Annotated in this window: 17 protein-coding genes; 9 read left to right on the top strand and 8 right to left on the bottom strand. The window is 72.0% G+C overall.

Annotation, left to right across the window (positions count from 1 at the left end; genetic code table 11):
* The first annotated feature begins 108 nt into the window (after positions 1 to 108).
* Positions 109 to 2,406 carry a HelD family protein gene (locus ACIHAD_RS13905; protein ID WP_397354762.1) on the top strand — a complete coding sequence of 766 codons (2,298 nt, stop codon included), beginning with the start codon at positions 109 to 111 and terminating at the stop codon, positions 2,404 to 2,406.
* A gap of 87 nt (positions 2,407 to 2,493) precedes the next feature.
* Here the strand turns inward: ACIHAD_RS13905 and ACIHAD_RS13900 are convergent, their stop codons facing one another.
* Entirely contained in the window at positions 2,494 to 2,946 is a 453-nt protein-coding gene (locus ACIHAD_RS13900; RefSeq protein WP_397354761.1) for a MarR family winged helix-turn-helix transcriptional regulator, read from the bottom strand.
* 98 nt (positions 2,947 to 3,044) lie between these two features.
* On the opposite strand from ACIHAD_RS13900, the gene ACIHAD_RS13895 reads away from it, so the two are divergent.
* Together ACIHAD_RS13895 and ACIHAD_RS13890 are read left to right on the top strand one after the other, a co-directional pair.
* Positions 3,045 to 6,272: an efflux RND transporter permease subunit gene (locus ACIHAD_RS13895; RefSeq protein ID WP_397354760.1), complete on the top strand. Its 3,228-nt coding sequence runs from the start codon at positions 3,045 to 3,047 to the stop codon at positions 6,270 to 6,272.
* Positions 6,273 to 6,520: 248 nt separating this feature from the next.
* Positions 6,521 to 7,243 (top strand): carbon-nitrogen hydrolase family protein, encoded by a 723-nt coding sequence (locus ACIHAD_RS13890; protein WP_397354759.1) that lies wholly within the window; start codon positions 6,521 to 6,523, stop codon positions 7,241 to 7,243.
* A 64-nt stretch (positions 7,244 to 7,307) separates the two neighbouring features.
* Here the strand turns inward: ACIHAD_RS13890 and ACIHAD_RS13885 are convergent, their stop codons facing one another.
* Together ACIHAD_RS13885 and ACIHAD_RS13880 are read right to left on the bottom strand one after the other, a co-directional pair.
* Complete coding sequence (locus tag ACIHAD_RS13885; protein ID WP_397354758.1) at positions 7,308 to 7,451, bottom strand: hypothetical protein; 144 nt, start codon at positions 7,449 to 7,451, stop codon at positions 7,308 to 7,310.
* Between the two features lie 388 nt (positions 7,452 to 7,839).
* A complete protein-coding gene (locus tag ACIHAD_RS13880) occupies positions 7,840 to 8,034 on the bottom strand; it encodes a CsbD family protein (protein ID WP_397354757.1) in 195 nt (64 codons plus the stop codon).
* Positions 8,035 to 8,241: 207 nt separating this feature from the next.
* On the opposite strand from ACIHAD_RS13880, the gene purB reads away from it, so the two are divergent.
* From purB to ACIHAD_RS13865, 3 genes are all read left to right on the top strand, one after another.
* Positions 8,242 to 9,672 (top strand): adenylosuccinate lyase, encoded by a 1,431-nt coding sequence (gene purB, locus ACIHAD_RS13875; RefSeq protein WP_397354756.1) that lies wholly within the window; start codon positions 8,242 to 8,244, stop codon positions 9,670 to 9,672.
* A gap of 8 nt (positions 9,673 to 9,680) precedes the next feature.
* A complete protein-coding gene (locus ACIHAD_RS13870) occupies positions 9,681 to 10,406 on the top strand; it encodes a GNAT family N-acetyltransferase (RefSeq protein ID WP_397354755.1) in 726 nt (241 codons plus the stop codon).
* A gap of 601 nt (positions 10,407 to 11,007) precedes the next feature.
* Positions 11,008 to 11,994 (top strand): DUF4037 domain-containing protein, encoded by a 987-nt coding sequence (locus tag ACIHAD_RS13865; protein WP_397354754.1) that lies wholly within the window; start codon positions 11,008 to 11,010, stop codon positions 11,992 to 11,994.
* Positions 11,995 to 12,066: 72 nt separating this feature from the next.
* Here ACIHAD_RS13865 and ACIHAD_RS13860 read toward each other — a convergent pair whose 3' ends face one another.
* A complete protein-coding gene (locus ACIHAD_RS13860; RefSeq protein ID WP_397354753.1) occupies positions 12,067 to 12,822 on the bottom strand; it encodes a MerR family transcriptional regulator in 756 nt (251 codons plus the stop codon).
* Between the two features lie 51 nt (positions 12,823 to 12,873).
* Between ACIHAD_RS13860 and ACIHAD_RS13855 the strand changes: the two genes are divergently transcribed.
* Complete coding sequence (locus ACIHAD_RS13855) at positions 12,874 to 13,665, top strand: MerR family transcriptional regulator (protein WP_397354752.1); 792 nt, start codon at positions 12,874 to 12,876, stop codon at positions 13,663 to 13,665.
* Between the two features lie 41 nt (positions 13,666 to 13,706).
* Here the strand turns inward: ACIHAD_RS13855 and ACIHAD_RS13850 are convergent, their stop codons facing one another.
* From ACIHAD_RS13850 to ACIHAD_RS13840, 3 genes are all read right to left on the bottom strand, one after another.
* Positions 13,707 to 15,953 (bottom strand): ATP-binding cassette domain-containing protein, encoded by a 2,247-nt coding sequence (locus ACIHAD_RS13850; RefSeq protein WP_397354751.1) that lies wholly within the window; start codon positions 15,951 to 15,953, stop codon positions 13,707 to 13,709.
* A gap of 177 nt (positions 15,954 to 16,130) precedes the next feature.
* Positions 16,131 to 16,793: a response regulator gene (locus ACIHAD_RS13845; RefSeq protein ID WP_397354750.1), complete on the bottom strand. Its 663-nt coding sequence runs from the start codon at positions 16,791 to 16,793 to the stop codon at positions 16,131 to 16,133.
* Positions 16,790 to 17,914 (bottom strand): sensor histidine kinase, encoded by a 1,125-nt coding sequence (locus ACIHAD_RS13840; RefSeq protein ID WP_397354749.1) that lies wholly within the window; start codon positions 17,912 to 17,914, stop codon positions 16,790 to 16,792. Before ACIHAD_RS13840 ends, ACIHAD_RS13845 begins: the two co-directional genes overlap by 4 nt.
* A 176-nt stretch (positions 17,915 to 18,090) precedes the next feature.
* Between ACIHAD_RS13840 and ACIHAD_RS13835 the strand changes: the two genes are divergently transcribed.
* A complete protein-coding gene (locus ACIHAD_RS13835) occupies positions 18,091 to 19,338 on the top strand; it encodes an alpha/beta hydrolase family protein (RefSeq protein ID WP_397354747.1) in 1,248 nt (415 codons plus the stop codon).
* A 68-nt stretch (positions 19,339 to 19,406) separates the two neighbouring features.
* A complete protein-coding gene (locus tag ACIHAD_RS13830; protein ID WP_357699799.1) occupies positions 19,407 to 19,658 on the top strand; it encodes a helix-turn-helix transcriptional regulator in 252 nt (83 codons plus the stop codon).
* A gap of 115 nt (positions 19,659 to 19,773) precedes the next feature.
* Here the strand turns inward: ACIHAD_RS13830 and ACIHAD_RS13825 are convergent, their stop codons facing one another.
* On the bottom strand, positions 19,774 to 20,802 hold the full coding sequence (locus tag ACIHAD_RS13825; RefSeq protein ID WP_397354746.1) for a tyrosine-type recombinase/integrase: 1,029 nt from the start codon (positions 20,800 to 20,802) through the stop codon (positions 19,774 to 19,776).
* Between the last annotated feature and the right edge of the window lie 97 nt (positions 20,803 to 20,899).

The following is a 20,899-nucleotide window of genomic DNA, read 5'->3' as shown; positions in this document are numbered from 1 at the left end:
CGGGCGGGCGGCGTCGGTTGCCGGAGAGGGCGAAGGGGGGCTAAGCTCGTGAGCTCGACACTACGACAAGCGGCTCCACAGAGCTCCCGTAAAGGAGTATAGCAGGGAATGGCTAATCGTCAAGATGGTCTCGCGGAAGCCCTTGACAGCGAGCAGCGTACGGTCCAGTGGCTGTACGCCAGGCTCGACGCGGCCAGGGAGCGGGCGCAGGCGACGCTGCGCCAGGTGTACGCCGGAGGGGGCGCGATGGGCAGCCGGCAGGCCAGGGTCGAGCGCGAGGTGGCCGCCTCCGAGCAGGCGCGCAGGCTGGCCCAGCTCAACGCGGTCGAGCGCGGCCTGTGCTTCGGCCGGATCGACGACTCCGGCGGCCTCAGCACGTACGTCGGCCGGATCGGGCTGCGCGACGAGGACCACGAGTCGGTGCTGATCGACTGGCGGGCCCCGGCGGCGCGCCCGTTCTACGTGGCCACCGCCACCGACCCCGGAGGCCTGGTGCGGCGCCGGCATCTGCATCTGAAGGACCGCACGGTGGTCGGCATCGACGACGAGGTGTTCGACCTGGACGGCATGTCCGACGGCGACCGGCGCACGCTGGTGGGGGAGGCGGCGCTGCTGGCCGCGCTGCGGCGGGGCCGTACCGGCCGGATGGGCGACGTGGTGGCCACGATCCAGATCGAGCAGGACCGGGTGATCAGGGCGGGGTTGCAGGGGGCGCTGGTCGTGCAGGGCGGGCCGGGCACCGGCAAGACCGTCGCGGCGCTGCACCGGGCGGCCTACCTGCTCTACACCCACCGCGACACGCTGGAGCGGCGCGGGGTGCTGGTGGTGGGGCCCAATCCGATGTTCCTGCGCTACATCGGGCAGGTGCTGCCGGCGCTGGGGGAGACGCAGGTGGTGATGGCCACGGTGGGCGAGCTGTTCCCGGGGGTGCGGGCGCTGGCCGCCGACCCGCCGGAGGCGGCGGTGGTCAAGGGCGACCTGCGGATGGCCGAGGTGGTGGCCGCGGCGGTGGCCGATCGGCAGCGGGTGCCCGCGGGGGATCTGGAGGTGGAGCTCGACGGCCTGCGGCTGCGTGTGCCGCACGCGGTGTGCGCGCGGCTGCGCGAGCGGGCGCGGGCGGTGCGCCTGCCGCACAACATGGCCCGCAAGCTGTACGTCACCGAGCTGCTGAAGGAGCTGGCCAGGGCGGAGGCGCGGGCGCTGGAGGAGTCGCTGCACCTGGAGGAGCTGGCGGTCGACGACCCGGAGCTGGCCGAGCCGCTGGACCTGGAGGGCGACCTGGACGAGACGGACATCGCGCTGGCGGCCGAGCGCTTGTGGGGCGAGGAGCCGGTGCGGCGGGCGGTGGCGGAGCTGTGGCCGGAGCTGACGCCGCAGGAGCTGGTGGCCGACCTGCTGTCCGGGCCGGACACGTTGTGGGCGGTGTGCCCGCCGGGCCTGGACTGGACGCCGCTGGTACGCCCCCGCGAGTCGCCCTGGACGGTCGGCGACGTGCCGCTGCTGGACGAGGCGGCCGAGCTGCTGGGCCACGACGACTCGGCCGACCGGGTGGCGGCGCGGCGGGCCGGGCAGGAGTGGGCCGAGCAGGAGCTGTACGCCCGTGAGGTGCTGGAGAGCACGGGCCTGCTGGAGGGCGGCGTCTTCGACCGGGCCGACGTGCTGGCCGAGCGGCAGGCCGACGACGGCGCGGGGCTGACCACGGCCGAGCGCGCGGCGGCCGACCGCACGTGGGCGTACGGGCACGTGATCGTGGACGAGGCGCAGGAGCTGTCGCCGATGGCCTGGCGGACGGTGGTGCGGCGGGTGCCGGCGCGGTCGCTGACGGTGGTGGGCGACCTGGCCCAGACGGGGTCGGCGGCGGGGGCGCGGTCGTGGGCCGAGGTGCTCGACCCGTACCTGGAGGGGCGCTGGCGGGAGGAGCGGCTGCTGGTCAACTACCGGACGCCGGTGGAGATCATGCGGGTGGCGGCCGACGTGCTGGCGGCGGTGGCGCCGTGGCAGGAGCCGCCGGAGTCGGTGCGTGACGGCGGCGACGAGCCGCGCGCGGTGCGGGTGCCGGTGGCGGAGCTGCCGGCACTGGTGGCGGCCGAGCTGGCGGAGCTGGGCTCGCCGGGCTCGCCGGGTGAGGGCGGCCGGTTGGGGGTGATCACGCCCGACGGGCTGCACGCGCGGGTGACGGGCCTGTTCCCGGGGTCGGCGGACCTGGACGCGCCGGTGGTGGTGCTGACGGTGACGCAGGCCAAGGGGCTGGAGTTCGACGGGGTGGTGGTGGTCGACCCGGCCGGGATCCTGGCGCAGTCGCCGATGGGCGGCCACGACCTGTACGTGGCGGTGACGCGGGCCACGCGGCGGCTGACGGTGGCCCACGAGGGCGACCTGCCGGACGTGTTGTCCCGCCTGGCCTGAAAATCTACAATGTAAAGCCGCTGGGCTGGTGAAGAACCTTGCGGAACACACCACAAAACAGCGGCGACCGGGAGCGCGCCGGGCGGGTCATTCGTTGTAGAGCTTGTCCGCGACCTCGCGGATGCGGCGGGTGGCGTGGTCGAGGGCGTGCAGGGTCTCGATGTCCAGGTGGGACATGATGCGCTTGTAGTGTCTGAGGCCGGCGTCGTTGATCTCGGCGATCAGGGTGGCGCCGGCGGGGGTGAGCTCGACCCGGCGCACCCGGCGGTCGTTGGGGTCTTCGTGCCGGCTGACCAGGCCCTGGGCGACCAGGCGGTCGACGATGCCGGTGACGGTGGCGAGGCTGGCGCCGAGGGTGTGGGCGAGGTCCTGGCCCGAGGCGGATCCGTGCGTGGACAGCTGCATGACGACGCGGAGCTGCCGGATGGTGAGGTTGGAGGTGAACAGGGGGGACTGCTGTTGGGTGAACAGTCTTCCCAGGTCACGCTGTGTCTCGCTGATCCGGCGGATCAGGTCTTCGCGTTCGTCGTTCACGCTCACCTCTCGCTTCCTGAGAAGGTTATCAGGAAAGTCAGGTCACGCTAAATATTCGTATTAGGCAAAGTGTTAGTCTGGGGCGAACTCTTGGAGGGGAGCCTATGACCGCTTTCGCCCGGTTGAGTCTGCTCAACCGCAGTCTTGTGATCTTGGTAGCGGTCGTGATCACCGCGTTTGGCGCGTTCACGATTCCGCAGTTGAAGCAGCAGCTCCTGCCGTCGTTGGCGTTCCCGGGCGCGTTCGTCATCGCGCCCTTCCCCGGCGCCTCGCCGGAGATCGTCGAAGATCAGGTGACGAAGCCGATCGAGGACTCCTTCCAGGGGATTCCCGGCATGGAGCAGATGACCTCCACGTCGAAGGAGGGCCTGGCCCAGATCCAGGTGGCCTTCGAGTACGGCACCGACATCGAGGCCTCGCTGAACAAGATGCAGCAGGCCGTGGCCAGGATCGCGCTGCCGCAGGGTGTCGATCCGCAGGTGGTGGCGGGCAACACCGACGACATCCCGGTGCTGGTGCTGGCGGTGGGCGACGGCGGCGACGAGCGGGCGATGGCCGACAAGCTGCGCCGGATCATGGTGCCGGAGCTGCAGAGCGTGGAGGGGGTGCGCGAGGCCGCGGTCACCGGCACCCGCGACGAGGTCGTCACGATCGAGCCGGACGTCAAGAAGATGGCGCTGGCCGGGGTGTCGCCGGCGCAGATCCCCGAGGTGCTCAAGGCGAACGGCACGCCGATCCCGGCCGGGTCGCTGAACGCCGACGGCAGGTCGCTGACCGTGCAGGTGGGTTCGCGGGTGGACTCGCTGGAGAAGCTGAAGAGCCTCTACCTGACCCCCACGCAGCCGCAGCCCGTCCAGCAGCAGGCCCAGACGCCGGGGCAGGCGCAGGGCCGTCCGCAGGCCGGGCAGCCGGCGCAGACGGGCCGGGCGGCCGTGCCGCAGCAGGTGGCGCGTCCCAAGCCGCTCAAGCCGGTCAAGCTGGGTGAGGTGGCCGAGATCAAGCTCGGCCTGGCGGACGCGACGACGATCACCCGTACCGACGGCCGGACGAGCCTCGGGGTGTCGGTGACGATGACGCCCGACGGCAACGCGGTGACGATCTCCCACGAGATCCGCGACATGCTGCCGGAGCTGACCCGGTCGCTGGGCGACTCCTCCGACACGGCGGTGTCGGTGGTGTTCGACCAGGCGCCGTACGTGGAGGAGTCGATCGAGAACCTCACCACCGAGGGCCTGCTGGGGCTGGCGTTCGCGGTGCTGGTCATCCTGGTGTTCCTGCTGTCGGTGCGTTCGACGCTGGTGACGGCGGTGTCGATCCCGCTGTCGGTGGTGATCGCGCTGCTCGCGCTGTGGGCGGGCGACTACTCGCTCAACATGCTGACGCTGGGCGCGCTGACGATCGCGGTGGGCCGGGTGGTCGACGACTCGATCGTGGTGCTGGAGAACATCAAGCGCCATCTGGGTTACGGCGAGGCCAAGCTGCAGGCGATCCTGACGGCGGTGCGTGAGGTGTCGGGGGCGGTGACGGCCTCGACGCTGACGACGGTGGCGGTGTTCGCGCCGATCGCGATCGTGGGCGGCATGGTGGGCGAGCTGTTCCGGCCGTTCGCGGTGACGGTGGCGGTGGCGTTGCTGGCCTCGCTGGTGGTGTCGCTGACGGTGGTGCCGGTGCTGGCGTACTGGTTCCTCAAGGCGCCGGCGTTGTCGCCGGAGCAGGCGCGGGCCCAGCGTGAGGAGGCCGAGGCCAAGGAGCTGCGCAGCCCGTTGCAGCGGGCGTACCTGCCGGTGCTGCGGTTCGCCACGCGGTTCAAGCTGGTGACGGTGCTGATCGGGGTGGCGGTGTTCGTCGGGACGATGGGCCTGGCGGGCGGTCTGCGGACGAACTTCCTGGACTCCTCCGGTCAGAACACGATCTCGCTGACGCAGAAGATGCCGGTCGGCACGGATCTGGCCACGACGGACAAGGCCGCCAAGAAGGTGGAAGGTGTGCTGTCGGGGCTGGCCGGTGTGGCGACGTACCAGGTGAACGTGGGTGGCGGCAACGCCATGCAGGGCGGCGTGGGCGGCGGCGCGGACCGGGCGTCGTACTCGGTGACGGTCAAGGACGGCGCCGAGCCGGCGACGGTGGAGCAGCAGCTCCGGGAGAAGATCACGGGCCTGTCCGGGGTGGGTGAGGTCACCGTCGGCGGCGCCGGCGGGGGCGGGTTCTCCTCCGACACGGTGAGCGTGATCGTGCAGGCACCCGATGCCGAGACGCTGCGCACGGCGACCGAATCGGTCAAGAGCGCGATGGGCCAGGTGAAGGGCCTGCGTGACCTGTCGTCGAACCTGGAGGCCAGCGCGCCGCGCATCGAGGTCGCGGTCGACCGGGAGAAGGCGGCGGCCAAGGGGCTGTCGGAGGCGCAGGTGGGCCAGGCGGTGGCGCAGGCGTTCCGTGGCGCGCCGCTGGGCCAGATCACCCTGGACGGCCGCAGCAGTGACCTGGTGCTGCGCGGGGGCGATGCTCCCGATGACGTCAAGGCGATCGAGGACCTGAAGCTGGCGACGGCGGCGGGGCTGGTGAAGCTGTCGTCGGTGGCCGAGGTGGAGCAGGTGGCCGGTCCGACGCAGGTGACCAGGATCGACGGTGAGCGTTCCGCGACGGTGTCGGGCAAGGTGGAGGCGTCCGACCTGGGCACCGTGACGCAGGAGCTGACGACGAAGCTGGACGCGGTGGCGCTGGGCTCCGGCGCCCGGTACGAGATCGGCGGCGCGTCGGCGGACCAGGCGGACGCGTTCTCCGACCTGGGCATGGCGATGCTGGCGGCGATCGCGATCGTGTTCATGATCATGGTGGCGACGTTCCGGAGCTTCGTCCAGCCGCTGATCCTGCTGGTGTCGGTGCCGTTCGCGGCGACCGGCGCGGTGGGGCTGCTGGTGGCGACCGACACCGCGATGGGCGTGCCGGCGCTGATCGGCATGCTGATGCTGATCGGCATCGTGGTGACGAACGCGATCGTGCTGATCGACCTGATCAACCAGTACCGGGATCAGGGGCTGGGTGTGGTCGAGGCGGTGATCGAGGGTGGCCGGCGCAGGTTGCGGCCGATCCTGATGACGGCGGTGGCCACGATCTGCGCGCTGACGCCGATGGCGCTGGGGGTGACCGGGTCGGGCGGGTTCATCTCGCAGCCGCTGGCGATCGTGGTGATCGGCGGCCTGGTGTCCTCGACGCTGCTGACGCTGGTGCTGGTCCCGACGTTGTACACGGTGGTGGAGCGGGCCAAGGAGCGGATGCGGCGCAAGCCGTCCGCGCCCAAGCACGAGGCCAAGGTCCTGGCTCCCACCTCCTGAGAAGAACTCCCCGGCGCCGACCTCATGCGGCGCCGGGGCCACCCGGGGTATGGATGCCCGGCGCGACGCTCCTCGTCTCGCGCCGGGCATCCGCGCGTTCCGGGGTTGTCTCGTACGTTTTCCGTCCCGTCCGGGGTGGCACACGTCGTTGTAGGTGAGGCTCTGGTCGAACGCCGGCCTGGTGAGCCCGACCGGCGAGGGCCGCGTTCCTGTCTGTCTCTCGTGCTCTGCCGGAGACGTGCACCGCGTTGTCGGATGCCAATAAGGCGTCGCACAACGTATCCGGCACGCCGCCGTCCAGAAGGCATGGTGCCGGCTCTGCGCATGCCATATCGTCCCCGGATGCCGATCTGGCGGGAGAGCTCGGGCTCTGGGCGGCCTTCGGCTCGATCCACCCGCTGACCCCGCCGAACCGGCCGCACAACAGCCTGTACGTGGTCTGCGATCGAGGCCGGCTGGTCACGCGGTACGACAAGCGGTTTTTGTCGAACGCCGAGGTGTCGTTCATGTACTCGCCCGGTTCGTCCCCGGTCGTCTTCGAGATCGACGGCATCCGGTTCGGGTGCGCGCTGTGTATCGAGGCCGAGTTCCCCGAGGTGTTCGCCGAGTACGAGCGCCTGAACGTGGACTGCGTGCTGCTGTCGGTGATGGTCGATGACGCGGCGCGAGCGGTTGTCGCACAGGCATACGGGAGGCTGTACGGCTACTGGCTCGGGTACTCCATCCCGGCGCAGTTCAGCGCGACCGTCCCGTCGGGGATCGTCGCACCGGGCGGTCGCCGGCTCGCGCGCTGTCCGGCGAACGGCCAGCCGGCCCTGGCCGTGGCAGATCTCGACCTGGACGCGTCAGACGCGGATATCGACGTATCGGTCCGCCTGGCCAGGCCCTGGCGCCGCCTGGCACGCGCCGGCCTCTATGACGATCGCCTGGTGTCGGGAGATCCCCGCAGCGAGGCACGCACGACATTCTGACCGTGCGACCGTGACGCTCGACGCCGGGTCTGAGGACGACGCCCCTTCCGGTGAACGTTTCGCGTCACAGCGGTAGCCAGGCCGTAGCCACCGCGGAGCGCACGAGCGAGTCGTAGGTGTCGCTGGTACGCTCCAGCGCGACCCCGAGCGAGCGCGCCCAGGCGTCCAGCTCGACCTGGACATCGGCGCCGGACTCCTGCGCGCTCACGGTGCGTTCCAGTTCCAGAAGACCCAGAAGCAGGAGCAGTCCACGGAGCGCGAGTGCAAGACCACCAAGGAACCGCTCCCGGCGAGTCCGGACCGTACCTGCAAGACGTGCACGGACACCAAGACCGGCAAGGTCCTGTCCAGGGAGTGCAACAGCTAGCGTCCGGCGCACGCCTCCGCTGACGGTCCGGCCGATCCCGTAGGCGTCGGCGACCAGGAGGCGAAGAGAGACGAAGAAGCGGGCCGCCGGTCCTGCGGGCAGCGCCAGGGGCAGGTGGGTTCGTACGTGCACGGCCCCCGCCGCTGCCTGCCGGACCGGGTCCGGTGTGATCCGGTGACGGCGGCGGCGGCGGGTGGCCGGGCGACGGTTCAGGACCAGGAACGCGCGGTCACTTCTTGAAGGTGTCCTTGACCTTCTTGCCGGCGTCCTTGACCTTCTCGCCCGCCTGCTTCAGGCCGCCCTTGGTCTGGTCGGCGCGGCCTTCGGCCTGAAGGCTCTCGTTGTCGGTGGCGTCGCCGATGTTCTCCTTGGCGCGTCCCTTGAGCTCCTGGGCCTTGTTGCGGATCTTGTCGTCGGTGCTCATGTTCATGCCCTTTCTGGTGGTGTCCTCGCGACTTCCTGTACTTTCCGGCAAGGACGGGCGGAAACATGGTTCCGGTCCGGCAGGGCGGGTGACGGTGCTGGTCAGCGTTCGTACACGGGGCCGGCGGGGGCCGTCCGGCGTCGCCCGTGGGGGGCCGTGCGGGCTGGATGCGGTGGAGGTGACGGGGTGTGAATAGACTTGTCCAACGTGACTTCCAAGCCGCGCATCCCGAACGTTCTGGCCGCCCGCTACGCCTCACCCGGGCTGGCCCGCCTGTGGTCTCCCGAGTACAAGATCATCGCTGAGCGGCGGTTGTGGCTGGCGGTGCTGCGGGCGCAGGCCGAGCTCGGGGTGGCGGTGCCCGAGGGCGCGATCGCCGACTACGAGAAGGTCGTCGAGCAGGTTGACGTGGAGTCCATCGCGGCGCGTGAGCGCGTCACCCGCCACGACGTCAAGGCGCGTATCGAGGAGTTCAACGCGCTGGCCGGGCACGAGCAGGTGCACAAGGGCATGACCTCGCGCGACCTGACTGAGAACGTCGAGCAGCTGCAGATCCGCGACAGCCTCCTGCTGGTACGCGACCGCGTCGTGGCGCTGCTGGCCCGACTGGCCTCGCTGGCCGAGGAGCACACGGCCACGGTCATGGCCGGACGTTCCCACAACGTGGCGGCGCAGGCCACGACGCTGGGCAAGCGGTTCGCCTCGGCCGCCGACGAGCTGCTGGTCGGCTACCGCCGGCTGGAGGAGCTGATCGCGCGCTACCCGCTGCGCGGTGTCAAGGGTCCCGTCGGCACCTCCCAGGACATGCTCGACCTGCTGGGCGGCCGGCAGGACAGGCTGGCCGAGCTGGAGGACAAGGTCACCGCCCACCTGGGGTTCTCCCGGCGGCTGACCAGCGTCGGCCAGGTCTACCCGCGTTCCCTGGACTTCGAGGTGGTCTCGGCGCTGGTGCAGCTGGCCGCCGCGCCCTCCTCGCTGGCCAGGACGATCCGGCTGATGGCCGGGCACGAGCTGGTCACCGAGGGGTTCAAGGAGGGGCAGGTCGGCTCCTCGGCGATGCCCCACAAGATGAACACCCGCTCCTGCGAACGCGTCAACGGCCTGACCGTGGTGCTGCGCGGCTACGCCTCCATGGTGGGCGAGCTGGCCGGCGATCAGTGGAACGAGGGCGACGTGTCCTGCTCGGTGGTACGCCGGGTGGCGCTGCCGGACGCGTTCTTCGCCTTCGACGGGCTGGTGGAGACGATGCTGACCGTGCTGGAGGAGTTCGGGGCGTTCCCCGCGGTGATCTCGGCCGAGCTGGGCCGCTACCTGCCGTTCCTGGGCACGACCAAGATGCTGATGGCCGCCGTGCGCGCGGGCATGGGACGCGAGCAGGCCCACGAGCTGATCAAGGAGCACGCGGTGGCGGCGGCGCTGGCGATGCGCTCGCGCGGCGCGTCCAACGAGCTGCTCGACCTGCTGGGCGGCGACGAGCGCTTCCCCCTGGACCGCGGCGAGCTGGAGGCACTGCTGGCCGACCGGGTGTCCTTCACCGGCGCGGCCGCCTCGCAGGTGGAGGAGATGGTGCGGCAGGTGGGACAGGTCGTGGCCGGGCACCCGCAGGCCGCAGCGTACCGGCCGGGCGAGATCTTGTGATCCACCAGGTGCGCGACCTGGACGTGCTGCGCGCCGCGTGCGACGACGACGACCTGGTCATGTGGACGGCCCAGGACCTGCGCGGCCAGGCCCGCGCCTGGGCGCTGAGGGACGCGGTGGTGGCCGGCGCCCCGCGCATCTCGGTGTACGACCGGCTGGCGGTGTGGGGCGACCCGGACGACGCGGCCGAGCTGGTCCGGCACGCGCTGGCCGAGCTGGGGCCCACCTATCGGCCGCTGGGCGAGCGCGAGCTGATGCGGCGGGTGGCGGCGGGGCTGGAGGGCGTGCGGGAGAGCGGCTCGTTCTCCTGGATGAGCCTGCGGGCCGCCCCCGAGGTGCCGGTGCCGGAGGCCGGTTGGCTGGAGGGTGAGGCCGACCAGGAGATCGCGGCCCTGCTGGCCGGCGACGCGCCCTCCTCGTACGCGGTGCCGGGCGTGGCCGGCGTGCGGCGGTGGGCCGGTGTGCGGGTGGGGCGGGAACTGGCGGCGGTGGCGGCCGACGCGTGGTCCGCGCCGTCGGTGGGGTTATTGGCCGGGGTCGCCACGGCCGCCCGCTTCCGCGGGCGGGGGCTGGCCGAGCGGGTGTGCACCTGGGTGTCGTCCCAGCTCGTGGCCACGCACGGGCGCGCGGCCCTGATGGTGGACGACGTCAACGCCGCGGCGATCAAGGTGTACGAGCGGATCGGGTACCGCCGGCGGCCGGTGCTGGCCTGCCACGTGGCCGACCCCGACTGACCGTCTGGCCGGGCGGTGGTTCAGATGATGGCGCGGTAGGTCAGGTGGGTCGCCGTCCCCGGCCGCGGTGCGGGCCTGCTCGACGGCCGCGGCGGGGCCGTCGGTGACGAAGGTGAACAGTTCGGGCCGGCGGACCGCGGAGGGCGGGACGTGGGTGACGACGAACACGGGCGGCGTCTGCGGCCGGTCGCGGGCCGAACCGTAGCCGAGCGGGTCGCCCCAGCCGTAGGGGCCGTCGACCACGTCGAAGGTGCGCCGTCCCATGATGACCGCGCCGGTGGAGCGGACGGCGCCGCCCAGGACGCGCGCGTCCACGTCGGTGGGCCGGCGGGTCCAGGCGTGCAGGAGTTCGCCGCCGGTGCCCAGGCCGTGTTCCAGGCCGGGGTCGGGGCCGGTGACGTAGCCGTCCAGCGATACGGAGATGTCGGCGACGACCTTGCTCAAGCGGGTCCCTCCCCCTGGCGCGTCCGGTCGGTGACCAGGCTGTCATCGGCGGCGGGAAAACCGGGTGAGGTTCGGGCGGTGCTCGTGCAGAGTTGACGGCGTGATGTCCAACTTTGTGCCTGGTATTGAGCTTTCTCGTGCCTTCTATGGCGAGGTCGTGGCGCCGTTGCTGCCCGGGGTGCGGCACAGCGCCGCGCTGATCGGCCCGGGGTCGGAGGTGCTCGCGTTCGACACGGCCCGCTCGGCCGACCACGACTGGGGGCCGCGGGTCCTGCTGTTCGTGCCCGCCGGTCAGGTGGAGCCGGTACGGGAGCGGGTCACGGCGGGGCTGCCCGACCGGTTCGGTGGTTTTGACACGGTGTTCGAGTACCACGGGGTCCGCCAGCCGGGGGTCGTGGTGGCCGAGCTGGGGGAGTGGCTGGTGGGGCGGCTCGGGTTCGACCCGCGTGAGGGGGTGTCGCTGCTGGACTGGTTGTCGGCGCCGTGGCAGAGCCTGGCCGAGGTGACGCGTGGCGAGGTGTTCCGCGACGGGCTGGCGGGGGCGGGGCTGGAGGCGGCCCGGCAGGCGTTGCGCTGGTATCCGCAGGACGTGTGGCGGTACGTCTTGGCCTGCCAGTGGCAGCGCATCGGCCAGGAGGAGCCGTTCCCGGGGCGGTGCGCGGAGGTGGGCGACGAGCTGGGGTCGGCCGTGGTGGGGGCGCGGCTGGCGCGGGAGGTGATGCGGCTGGCGTTGCTGCTGCGGCGCCGCTACCCGCCGTACGCCAAATGGCTGGGCAGCGCGCTGGCGCGGCTGCCGGGCTCGGCCGAGCTGGGCGAGGCGCTGGGGTCGGCGATGGCGGCGCGGTCGTGGCGGGAGCGCGAGGAGGGCCTGACGGCGGCGTACGGGCGGCTGGCGGCGCTGCAGAACCGCATGGCGCTGACCGAACGGCTGGAGGAGGGGGTGCGGGGGTTCTTCGACCGGCCGTTCCGGGTGATCGGCGGGGAGCGGTTCGCGCGGGCGCTGATGGCGTCGGTGACCGACCCGGTGATCAGGGAGTTGCCGGTGGCCGGCTGTGTGGACCAGTTGTCGGACACGGTGGAGCTGGTGACCTCGCCGCGCCGGGCCCGGGCGCTGACGGCCGCCGCTCTGGACCTCGGAGCTTAGGAATCTACAACGTAAAGCTGGTGGGGCTGCACAAGATCACCTGACCAGACGAACGAAAACCTCTCAGCCACGTCAACGGCGGCGGGCGTTGGCGTGGATGGCCGAGCGGTAGTACGCGGCCAGGCCGGGGGCGCGGTCGTCGTAGGTGGCGGTGAAGCGGGGGTCGGTGGCGTACAGGTCGCCGAGGTGGCGGTGGAGTTCGGGCGTGCAGTCGTAGAACCAGCGGGTGATGTGGGCGCGGTGGCGTTCGGCGAGGTCCATGACGTCGGGGCTGTCGGGGGCGCGTCCGGATTCGTGGGCGGCCAGCAGGTCGTCGTCGATGGCGGCGGCTTCGGCGGTGAGCCGGAGCCAGTCGGTCTTGGTGTAGGTGGCGACGCGGCGTCGGCTTTCGGCGTAGGTGTCGGTGTGGCCCCAGCGGCGTTGGACTTCGGCTTGGTGGTTGTCGGGGTGGAAGTCGCCGAAGATGTCGAAGCGCTCTTGGGGGGTGAGGGTGATGCGCTGGGTGTGGGCGTGGATGGCGCGTTCGACGTTGGTGATGACCTGGTGGAGGCGTTGGGCTTTGCGGGTGAGGAGTTCGTGCTGGCGGTGGAGGTGGGTGAGTTCGTCGCTGTGGGGGTGGTCGAGGATGTCGGTGATCTCTTCGAGGGGGAAGCCGAGTTCGCGGTAGAGGAGGATCTGCTGGAGGCGGAGGAGGTCGTTGTCGGTGTAGCGGCGGTAGCCGGCGGTGGTGCGTCGGCTGGGGGTGAGGAGGGCGATCTCGTCGTAGTGGTGGAGGGTTCGTACGGTGATGCCGGCCAGTTTGGCGACTTGGCCGATGGACAGGGTCATGGGTCTGACGTTACGTGAGGGTGGTCGGTTGTGTGGGGGCATTCTGGTGGGGTGGATGAGGAGTTGCTGCCGATTGGGCAGTTCGCCCGGTTGGCGCGGTTGAGTGTGAAGCGGTTGCGGCATTACGACGAGTTGGGGTTGTTGCGTCCGGCGTATGTGGATGCGGGGACGGGTTACCGGTATTACCGGGCTGGGCAGGCGCGGGAGGCGTTGTCGATCGGGTTGTTGCGGTCGTTGGATGTGCCGTTGCCGGTGGTGGGTCGGGTGTTGTCGGGGGAGACGGGGGCGCTGGAGTCGGTCCGGGTGTCGCTGGAGGCGGAGTTGGCGCGGCGGCGGCGGACGTTGGCGTCGTTGGAGCGGGTGCTGGCGCAGGGGTTGCCGGAGCCTGAGGTGGCGTTGGTGCGGGAGTCTGGGTGGCGGGCTGCGTTCGTGGGTGAGCGGGCGGCGGGGTTGGAGGATGTGGGACGGGCTACGTCTGCGGCGGTGGCGCGGTTGGTGGGCGGGTTGCCGGCGGCGTGGGGGCCGGTGCGGTTGGTGGGGTTGTTTCCGGTGGATGTGGGGGAGGTGGTGGAGGTTCGGGTGGCTTTGCTGTTGGACGGTGAGGCCGAGCCTGGTGGCGGGGTCGAGGTGGGGGTGTTGCCGGGCGGGTTGTTCGCGCGTGCCACCCATGTGGGGTCTTATGACCAGATTTCGTTGACTGTGCATGCGGTTCTGGCGTGGTGTGCTGAGCGGGGGTTGGCGGTGAGCGGTGCCCTGCGGGAGGTGTACGTGTCCGATCCGGCGTGCACGCCGGCTGAGGAACTGGTGACGCATCTGCTGGTGCCGGTGCGGGGGGATGCGTAGGGCGGCGCTGTCGTCCCGCCCTCTCTTGGCGTGGTGGCCGGTCAGGGGAGAGTCGTCTTGAGGTGGGCGGCGGTGAGGGAGCCGGGGGCCGTGAGGAGGTCGGCGGGGGTGCCTTGGAACAGGAGGCGGCCGCCGTGTTTGCCGCCTCCGGGCCCGAGGTCGATGATCCAGTCGGCGCGTTTGATCATCTCGGTGTGGTGTTCGACGACGATGACGGTGTTGCCGGCGTCGACGATGCGGTCGAGCAGGTCGATGAGGGTGCCGACGTCGGACAGGTGGAGGCCGGTGGTGGGTTCGTCCAGGACGTGGACGGTGCCGGTCTTGGTGAGCTCGCCGGCCAGTTTCATACGCTGGCGTTCGCCGCCGGACAGGGTGGAGGTGGGCTGGCCGAGGGTGAGGTAGCCGAGGCCGACGTCGACGAGGGTGGTGATGCGGTCGCGGATGGCGGGTTCGGTGAAGAAGGCGGTGGCCTGTTCGGCGGTCAGGGCCAGGACGTCGACGATGGTGTGGCCGCGCAGGCGGTGCTGGAGGGCTTGGGGGTTGTAGCGGGTGCCCTCGCACATTTCGCACACGGCGGTGACGGGGTCCATGAAGGCCAGGTCGGTGTGGATGACGCCGCGGCCCTGGCAGGCGGGGCAGGCGCCGGTGGAGTTGTGGCTGAACAGGCCGGGCTGGGTGCCGGTGGCGCGGGCGAACCGGCGGCGGATCAGGTCGAGCACGCCGATGTAGGAGGCGGGGCTGGAGCGGGCCGAGACGGTGGCGGCGCTCTGGTCGACGGTGACGGCGCCGGGGTGCTGGGCGGTGAGGACGTCGCTGATGAGGGTGGATTTGCCGGATCCGGCGACGCCGGTGACGCAGGTCAGGACGCCGGTGGGCACGTCGAGGGTGAGGTGGTGGAGGTTGTGCAGGTGGGCGTCGGTGATGGTGAGGTGGCCGGTGGGGCGGCGTGCGGCGGTCTTGAGGGGGGTGTGGGCGCGCAGGTGGCGGCCGGTGGTGGTGTCGGAGCGGGTGAGTCCTTCGACGGTGCCCTGGTAGACGATGGTGCCGCCGTGGCGGCCGGCGCCGGGGCCTAGGTCGATGACGTGGTCGGCGATGGCGATGACGTCGGGGTCGTGTTCGACGACCAGGACGGTGTTGCCTTTGTCGCGTAGGGCTTGGAGCAGGGTGTTGAGCCGGCCGATGTCGGCGGGGTGGAGGCCCGCGCTGGGTTCGTCGAAGATGTAGGTCATGCCGGTGAGGCTGGAGCCGAGGTGGCGGACGGTTTTGAGGCGCTGGCTCTCGCCGCCGGACAGGGTGGTGGTCTCGCGGTCGAGGGTGAGGTAGCCCAGGCCGATCTGGTCGATGCGGCGCAGGGCGGTGGCGGCGGTGTCGGCGACGGGGTTGCGCAGGGCGGTCAGGATGGCGATGAGGTCGGTGATCTCCATGGCGGTGTGGTCGGCGATGGTGTGGGGGCCGATGGTGGTGGCCAGGGCGGCTTGGTTGAGGCGGGCGCCGTGGCATTGGGGGCAGGTGCCTTCGGTGACGAAGGTCAGGACGGCATCGCGGGTCTTGTCGCTGAGGCCGGACAGGTCGCGTTTGAGGTAGAGGCGGGTGAAGCGGTCGGCGACGCCTTCGTAGTCGACTTTGTTGAGGGTGCCGTTCTTGCCGCGGACGTCGACGGTGAAGCCGCTGCCGTGCAGGAGGAGGTGGCGTTCGTCGGGGGTGTAGTCGGTGAGGGGTTTGGCCGGGTCGAAGGTGCCGGAGCGGGCGTAGATCTGCCATTGCCAGGTGCCGACGCCGAACAGGGGGAAGCGGATGGCGCCGTCGTCGAGGGATTTGTGGGGGTCGAGCAGGGTGTCGAGGTCGAGGCGGATGGCGCGGCCGAGGCCGTCGCAGCCGGGGCACATGCCGTGGGGGTCGTTGAAGGAGTAGGCGTAGGAGTAGCCGGCGCTGGGGGTGCCGTAGCGGGAGAACAGGACGCGCAGGATGGGCAGGATGTCGGTCATGGTGCCGACGGTGGAGCGTGTGCTGCCGCCGACGGGTTTCTGGTCGACGACGATGGCGGCGCCGAGGTTGTCGATGGTGTCGGCTTCGGGTTTTTCGTGTTTGGGGAGCCGGTTGCGGATGAACCAGGAGTAGGTTTCGTTGAGCTGGCGCTGGGATTCGACGGCGACGGTGTCGAAGACGACGGAGGATTTGCCGGAGCCGGACACGCCGGTGAAGACGACGAGCCGGTTCTTGGGGATGCGCAGGGACAGGTTCTTGAGGTTGTTCACGCGCGCGCCGGTGATCACGATGCTGTCATCCATGCGGTCACGGTAGTCAGGGGTGCCGACAGTTCCGGTCGGTGCGGGAGAGGGCCTGAGGGTGGGGCCCGCCGGGGTGGAGATCGTGTACGAGCGGCTGGGGGATCGGGGCGCGCCGCCGGTGGTGTGGCCGCAGGTGAGCGCGCGGATCGCCGCGCCGGTGCGGCGCGCGGAGCGGGGTTATGAGGAGGGGCGGACGAGGCCGCTCTCGTAGGCGAAGACCACGACCTGGGCGCGGTGGCGCAGCCCGAGTTTGAGCAGCACGCGGCTGAGGTGGGTCTTGACGGTGGCCTCGGCCAGGTGGAGGGCGGCGGCGACTTCGGCGTTGGACATTCCGCGCGCCACCTGGACGAGCACGTCGTGCTCGCGGGCGGTGAGCTGCCGCAGCCGCCGGTCCTGTTCGGCGGGGCCGGGGGTGAGCTGGGGGGCGAACTTCTCCAGCAGGCGGCGGGTGACGCGTGGCGACAGGACGGCCTCGCCGGCGGCGACGTTGCGGATGGCGGTGAGCAGGTCGGCGGGCGGGGTGTTCTTGGGCAGGAATCCGGCGGCGCCGGCCTTGAGCCCGGCGAAGGCGTATTCGTCGAGGTCGAAGGTGGTCAGGATGAGCACGCGGGAGGCGGGGCAGTCGCGGGCGATCTGGCGGGTGGCCTCGATGCCGTCCAGGCCGGGCATGCGGACGTCCATGAGGACGACGTCGGGCCGCAGCTGCCGGGTCAGGCGGGCGGCCTGTTCGCCGTCGGCGGCCTCGCCGGCGACGTGCAGGTCGGGTTCGGCCTCCAGCACCATGCGGAAGGCCATGCGCAGCAGCGCCTCGTCGTCGGCGATCAGCAGCCGGATCGTCATGGGGTGTCCGGGCCGGCCAGGTCGAGGCTGGCGGTGACCTGCCAGCCGCCGCCGGGCGCGGGGCCGGCGTGCAGGGTGCCGTCGTAGGCGGCGACGCGTTCGCGCATGCCTGCCAGTCCCCGCCCGGCGGGCTGAGGTGTCGTGGGGTGGCCGTCGTCGGTGACCTGGAGGTCGGCCCGCGCGGGGGTCAGGTGCACCTGGACGTGTGCCTGGGCGCCGGGGGCGTGCCGCAGCGTGTTGGTCAGCGCCTCCTGGGCCAGGCGGTAGAGGGTGAGCTGCGCGGCGGCGGGGACGCCGGCGGGGTCGCCGGCGACGTGCAGCCGGGTGGGCAGGCCGGCGGCGCGCATGCGGTCGGCCAGGGGGTGGAGCTGGGCGATGCCGGGGGCCGGGTGGAGGGCGGCCTCCTCCTGGCCGGCGCCCAGGGAGCGGCGCATGTCGCGCAGCGCCTGGCGTCCGGTGTCGGCGATCTGGGTCATGGCGGCGGCGGCCTGCCGGGGGGCGCGGTCGTGGACGTAGGCGGCGCTGTCGGCCAGGGCCACCATGACCGACAGGTTGTGGGTGACGATGTCGTGCATGTCGCGGGTCATGCGGGCGCGTTCCTCGGCGACCGCCAGGCGGGCCCGCTGGTCGCGGTCGCGTTCCAGGTAGGTGACGTAGGCCTGCCGTGCCCGCGTCCACAGGCCGGCGGCCAGGGCGGCGGCCGACATCGCGCTCAGCGCGGCCACCGTGAACGGCATCCGGCCCGGCGGCGCCCACCGCAGGGCGGCCAGCACCACCCCGGCCTCCAGCGCGAGCGCGGCGGCCAGCGCCGCCCGCCACGGACGGTGGGCCGCGACCGTGTAGAGGGCGACCAGCAGCGCGGCGTCGGCGGGAAGTTGCACGCCGGCGGCCCACTGGAGGGCGGCCGCGGCGCCGATCGCGCACAGGACCAGCATGGGGGCGCGCCGCCGCCACACCAGCGGCGCCACCAGAGCCACCTGCAGCGCCAGCGCCACCGGGCCGCCTTCGGCCACCCGCCCGGGCCCCAGCGTGACCGCGAAGATCACCGCGGCCAGCAGGCCGTCGGCGGCCACGGGCGGCACCGATCGGATCGTCGTGGTCAGGCGGGCGGCCGGGTTCATGCGCCCACCCTAAGGGCCGGGCCGCGGCGGCCCCCATCCTCCTCAAGGATGAACGTCGGGGCCCCTCATCCGAAAGTCGTACCCGCAGGTCAGCCTGGGGCCGCTGGCCGGGTCGGGGGCCCGGCTGCCAGCCTCGGCGCACACCCCCTTTCTGTTTTCGTTGGAGGAGAATCGGCATGCCTGTGATGACGTACGCAGCCCATCTGGCCGTCGCGGCCCTGGCCCTAGCGCCCGCCGCCGCGCCCCTGCACGGGGAGCGGGCGCGGCCCGCGGTCACGGTCACCCTGCCCGCGCCCGGCGGCCCCCACCCTGTGGGGACCGTCGCCGTGCGCCTGGTCGACCGCTCCCGTCACGACCCGCTGGTGCGATCGAAGCCGTACCGGGAGCTGATGGTCAGCCTGTGGTACCCGGCCCGGCGCAGTACACTGCCGCTCGCCCCTCACATGGCGCCCCTGGCCGCCGCCGACTGGGACCGCCGTTCGGCGCCGCCCATGGGGATCGCCAAGGGGGCGGTCGACTGGGCCGCCACCCCCACCGCCGCGCGTTCCGGCGCGCCGGTCGAGCGCGGCGCGGGCAGGTTGCCCGTCGTGCTGTTCGGCTCCGGGGACGGCGGGCCGCGCACGCTGGGCACGACGCTCGTGCAGGACCTGGCCTCGCGCGGCTACCTCGTGGTCACGGTGGATCACACCTACGAGGCCGACCAGGTGGAGTTCCCCGGCGGGCGGGTGGTGCGCGCGCTGCCTCTGCCGTCCAAGCTGACGCCGCGCGTCATCGCCAGGCTCTTGGAGCGGCATGCGCGGGCGCGGCTGGCCGACATGCGGTTCGTGCTGGAGCAGGTCGCCGTTCTGGGGCGGGGGGAGGCCATCGGCGGTGCGGCGCTGCCGGCCGGGTTGCGCGGGGCGCCCGACCTGTCGCGGGTGGGGGCGCTGGGGCAGTCCCTGGGCGGGTCGGTGGCGGCCCAGCTCGTCCACGACGACCGGCGGGTGCAGGCGGGGGTCAACCTGGACGGCGGCTACGTCGGCCCGGTCGCCGCCACCGGCGTGGCCAGGCCGTTCCTGCAGCTGGCGGCCGAGACGCACACGCGGGAGAGCGAGCCGAGCTGGGCGTCGTTCTGGCGGGCCTCGACCGGGTGGAAGCGGGAGCTGCGGTTCAAGGGCGCCGCGCACGGCTCCTTCACCGATCTGCAGGCGCTGCTGCCGCAGATCGCCGCGGCGCTCCCCAAGGCGGCGCTCCCCAAGGCGGGGGACGGCAAGCGGGGCGGGGTGCCGGTCGCCGACTTCGTCGGGACGATCGATGCGCGAGGGTCGGTGGCGGCCCAGCGCGCCTACGTCGGGGCCTTCTTCGACCTGCACCTGCGGGGGAAGGCGACCCGCCTGTTCGAGGAGCCCGACGGCCGGTTCCCCGAGGTGTCCCGCGTCCCCTGACCCGCCGCCCCGACCTGGAGGCGATAACAATACCGGTATAAGTATCCCGGGGGTGTAGGGTGGGCGGCATGGTGCGATCCCCGCTGACCCCCGAGGAGCGGCTGCGCGGCGAGCAGCTCGGCCACATGCTGCGCCAGGCCCGAGGCGAGCGCAGCATCGTCGAGATCGCCGCCGCGGCCGGCATGTCCGCCGAGACCCTCCGCAAGATCGAGACCGGCCGCATCGCCACGCCGGCGTTCTTCACCATCGCCTCGCTGGCCGACGTGCTGGGCATCTCCCTCGACCGCCTGGCCGTCCGCGCCACCCCCGCCCGCACCTGACGGCAGGGCCGCGCGTACGGGGGCGGGGGCGCCCTCGACCGTCATGCCCGGGCCCGCCTCGATGGCCGCCATCACCGGCCCGATCACCCGCCCGATCGTCGGCCCGGTACACGCGCTAGCGGGACGGCTTGTCACGCAGCAGCGGATGCGACCGCATCGCCACCTCCAGCTCCCCGGGCAGCTCGTCCCGGTAACGCCCCAACGTCGACAGGTCGCTGTGCCCCAGCACCCGCCGCACCGCGTCCATGTCGACCGCGTCGGCCAGCAGATGCGTGGCCGTGGTGTGCCGCAACCCGTGCGGCGTCACCGAACGCCGCTGGTCGGGATCGACGTGCCGCTGCACCCGGTCGATCACCGCCTGCACGTCACCCCGCGCCAGCCGCCGCCCCCGCCACGACAGCAGCAACGCCTTGTCACCGTCGGCGCCGGCCACCTGCCCCCGCCCCCGCGCCAGATACGCCTGCAACACCTCGGCCACATCGTCGGGCAGCGGCACGTCCCGCGTACGCCCGCCCTTGCCGAAGATCCGCCAGTAGCGCACCCCGTCGTTGGTGTAGAAGTCCTCCACGTTGGCGCGCACCAGCTCCGACACCCGCGGCCCCATCGTCGACAACAGCAGCACGATCACCGCGTCACGCAACTGCATGCGCTGGTCACGCCGCTTGCCCTCCTGCTCGGGCGCCTCCCGCAACTGACGGGCCGCCCCGATCAACCCCTGGGCCTGCTCCCGCGTCAGCGCCCGCCGCTCAGGACGCAGCCCGCCCCGCTGCTTGGCCGTCACCGTCGCCGCCGTCATCGGGTTGATCTGCACCCACCCGGCCAGCGTGGCGTGCTTGAACAACGCCGAGATCGACCGCCGGAACCGCGCCTGGGAGGACGGCGACTGCCCCGCCCCCGACCGGCCCGCCTGCCGCGCGTCGGGTTTGCGCGCGAACGCCAGCAAGATCGCATCGACGTCCTCGCCGGTCAGGTCGTCCAGCACCACCTCCGCGCCGGCCAGCGCCACCAGCGTGACCACGTCACGCGCGTAGACCTCGGCCGTGGCCGGGGACAGCGCCCCCGTGGACGTCTTGGCCACCACCAGCTCCACGTAGCGGTCAGCCGCCTGTCCCACCGTCAACCTGTCGAGCTCCGCGGGCCGCACCGGCTCCCCTCCTCACATCCCGGCGACGCACCGGACGGCACCCCGCCCGGCCACGCCGCGTGCAGATGATGTTGCCTGCAGGAGAGACGGTAGCGGC

It is taken from the genome of Nonomuraea sp. NPDC052265, assembly GCF_044547985.1.
Lineage (GTDB): Bacteria > Actinomycetota > Actinomycetes > Streptosporangiales > Streptosporangiaceae > Nonomuraea.
This window is presented reverse-complemented; position numbering and strand designations above follow the sequence as displayed.